We start from the raw sequence: 3,020 nt of genomic DNA on the forward strand, positions 1-3,020 counted from the left end.
GCCGCCGACCCTGATCACCGAGCGGGCCGCGTGGTGTTCGCGGCTGATCAGCTTGTACGGCACCGAGATCCGCACCGCGTCCAGCACCCCGGACCGGCTGCGCAGATTCAGCGCCTCGAACGCGTCCACGTCCCCGACCAGTCCGACGATCGTGCGCGTCACCCCGCGGCTGACGAAGGCGTCGCCGCCCGCCGAACGCACCAGGTCGACAATGGCGTCGATTTCCTCCTGCGTGGCCTCCGGGGCCATCACCACCACCATGAGAGGTTCCTCCCGTCGCTGAGGCTCCCGGGCCGCAAAGGGCCCCGGGAGCGGATGAAAGTCATTCGGCGCGCTGTACGGGGAAATCCGTGCGCGTCTTCGCCGTCCGGCCCGGAGCGGACGAAAGGAATCCGGGTGGAACACGTGCGCGGCCACGGCCGGGAACACCGTTCTTTTCGTTCAACAGGTTACGAGCACCGGGAGGGCCGCTCAACAATTCCGCGCGCTTTCCCGGCCGGATTACCACTGACGGTACACTGAGCGGAACGGCCCCGGCCCGAGAGCCGGGATCTTCCGGCCCCTTCGTGTATTGCGCGGGCCGACCTGATCCATTGATGTGCGCCGCGGCGGCGGTGCTGTCATCGGGGGAAGCGCTGTCGTCGGGGGAAGTGAGCAACGCATGGCCATGGTGGGCCTCTTCCTGTGGGAGGACGTGCGGGAGCTGACGGTGGCGGACGTCCCCGTGAAGTCCCTGATGCACACGGTCCGCACGGTCAAGGACGTGGCTTTCGAGACGGTGCTGAACTTCGTGGTGCAGAACGGCCCGGGGCGCGGAACACGAGGCGCTGCCGCGGAAGTGGGTGGTCTGGCGGTGCCGCTCGGCGCGGAGGCGTACGGGCGCGGCGCCTGGTGCGGAGGCGTACGGGCCCGGTGTGGGGGCGTACGGGCGCGGCGCGCCAAGTCCCCGTGCCCAGCCGAGTGGTGGCCTGAAGCGGCCTGGACGGTTCCGGCCGTCCTTTTCATCTTCCCGGAACTCTCGGCATCGGGTGACTATTGATCAAGGGGAACGCGGCGGTCGGATATCCGGTCGCGGGAACTTCCCTCCCCGAAAGGCCGATCGACCTGACTATTCCCGACTATGACCTGGGGAATTCCATGCCGACACCTCTCATCACGGCCGGTACGAGCGCCGGTTCCGGCCCGGCCCCGGCCCGGAACCGCGGACCCATCGCATCCGCCGCGTAATCCGGCCCTCCGATTCGGCCGGACTTCGTCATGCGTCTCATCATGGTCACGCTCGCCCCGCGCGACCGGCATCCGGCGAATGAGCCGCCGGCCGCCGAGATCTCGGATGTGATGTGGGTCTTCGCCACTCCGGAGGCCCAGTTGGAGCACGTGAGCATCCGGTCCGGCGACCGCTTCATCCATCTCGGGTTCTACAGCAGGCTCGACAGCGCGGCGGCGGCCGCGGCGACCACGGCGATCTGCCGCAGGGCCTTGGCCTCCTCGCCCGTGCTGCGCGGCTGGGAGGTGGCCGCGCTCAGACACGCGCCCGAGTACCCGGACCTCTGACCGCCCGTCCGTCTATTCGCTGCCCCGTCGCCGGGCATTTCCCGGCCCTTTTGCAACCCCGTCACCACCGCCGAGTTCCGGTACGACGCCTCATCGCGCCCGGAGGGCGTTTCCCCACCCCTTCCCCGCGCGTATTCCGGCGCTCGCCCTGCCCTTCATCCCCATTGCCCGACGAATGGTTCTGTCATGACTTACGCGCCCGATTTCGGCCTTGGCCATGTGGAGTTCCGCGTCGCCGACCTGGCGGCGGCCTCGGCCGAGATGACCGACCTCTACGGCTTCCGCCCAGTTGCCCGAGCCGACTCACCGGACAGTGTTTCCCTGGCCCTCCAGCAGGGCCGGATCACCCTCGTACTCACCCAGGCCCGTACCGAGAGCCACCCGGCGGCCGACTACGTCCGGGCTCACGGGGACGCGGCGGCGGATATCGCGTTCACCGTGCCCGACGTGACCCGGGCGTTCGCCCACGCCGTGGAGCGCGGGGCGGTTCCGGTCGCGCCGCCGTCCCGGCGTGCTGACGGCCGTACCACCGCGGTGATCGCGGGCTTCGGCGACGTGGTGCACACCCTGACCGAGGCCGGGCGGCCCGCCGTGCCACCCGGATTCGCCGCGCTCCCGGACGCCGATACGACCGCCGCATCGGACGAACTCCTCGTGGACATCGACCATTTCGCGGTATGCCTGGAGTCCGGCGACCTGGACGGCGCGGTGGAGTTCTACACCCGCGTGCTGGGGTTCCGGATGACCTTCACCGAGGACATCGCGGTGGGGGCGCAGGCCATGGAGTCGAAGGTGGTCCAGAGCCCCTCCGGCGAGATCACCTTCACCCTGATACAGCCGGTCGCCACCGCCGCGCCCGGCCAGATCAACCGCTTCGTCAAGGACCACGGCGGCGCGGGCGTGCAGCATCTCGCCTTCTCCACCGGGGACATCGTCGAAACAGTCGGCGCGCTGGGCGAGCGCGGCGTCCGGTTCCTGTCCGCGCCCGGCTCCTACTACGCCATGCTGCCGGGCCGGCTCGAACTGGCCCGGCACACCACGGAGCTGCTGCGCGAGCGGAACGTGCTGGTGGACGAGGACCACGACGGCCAGCTGTTCCAGATCTTCACGCGCTCCACGCACCCGAGCAACACGCTGTTCTACGAGGTGATCGAGCGCTTCGGCGCCAGCACGTTCGGCAGCGGCAACATCAAGGCCCTGTACGAGGCGGTCGAGGCCGAACGGCTGGCGTCGGAGGGACCAGAAGAATCGGCAGGACAAACAGGGTCAGCGGAATCAGCGGAATCAGCGGGAGGGACCCAGTGAGCGGCGTCGCGACACCGACCGCCGACGTCACTTCGGCCCCGGTGTCCGTGGCCGACTTCGCGGCCGTCGCCGAGCGCGTACTGCCCGCCGAGGTCTGGGACTTCATCGCGGGCGGCAGCGGCGCCGAACTGACCCTCGCGGCCAACCGGTCGGCCCTGGAC

Annotated in this window: 3 protein-coding genes and 1 pseudogene; 3 read left to right on the forward strand and 1 reads right to left on the reverse strand. The window is 69.7% G+C overall.

What is annotated here, in order from left to right:
• Positions 1-261 (reverse strand): annotated as a pseudogene (locus ACFU99_RS39215) (3-deoxy-7-phosphoheptulonate synthase); the annotation flags it as partial.
• A gap of 400 nt (positions 262-661) precedes the next feature.
• Here ACFU99_RS39215 and ACFU99_RS39220 point away from each other — a divergent pair.
• The 3 genes from ACFU99_RS39220 to hppD all read left to right on the forward strand — a co-directional run bounded on the left by ACFU99_RS39220 (position 662) and on the right by hppD (position 2,859).
• On the forward strand, positions 662-1,039 hold the full coding sequence (locus tag ACFU99_RS39220) for a hypothetical protein (protein ID WP_384402189.1): 378 nt from the start codon (positions 662-664) through the stop codon (positions 1,037-1,039).
• Positions 1,040-1,257: 218 nt separating this feature from the next.
• Entirely contained in the window at positions 1,258-1,554 is a 297-nt protein-coding gene (locus ACFU99_RS39225; protein WP_384402192.1) for a hypothetical protein, read from the forward strand.
• Between the two features lie 186 nt (positions 1,555-1,740).
• Positions 1,741-2,859 (forward strand): 4-hydroxyphenylpyruvate dioxygenase, encoded by a 1,119-nt coding sequence (gene hppD, locus ACFU99_RS39230; RefSeq protein WP_384402195.1) that lies wholly within the window; start codon positions 1,741-1,743, stop codon positions 2,857-2,859.
• Positions 2,860-3,020: the final 161 nt, after the last annotated feature.

The sequence above is a fragment of the Streptomyces sp. NPDC057654 genome (genome assembly GCF_042800135.1).
In the GTDB taxonomy this organism is placed as follows: Bacteria; Actinomycetota; Actinomycetes; order Streptomycetales; family Streptomycetaceae; genus Streptomyces.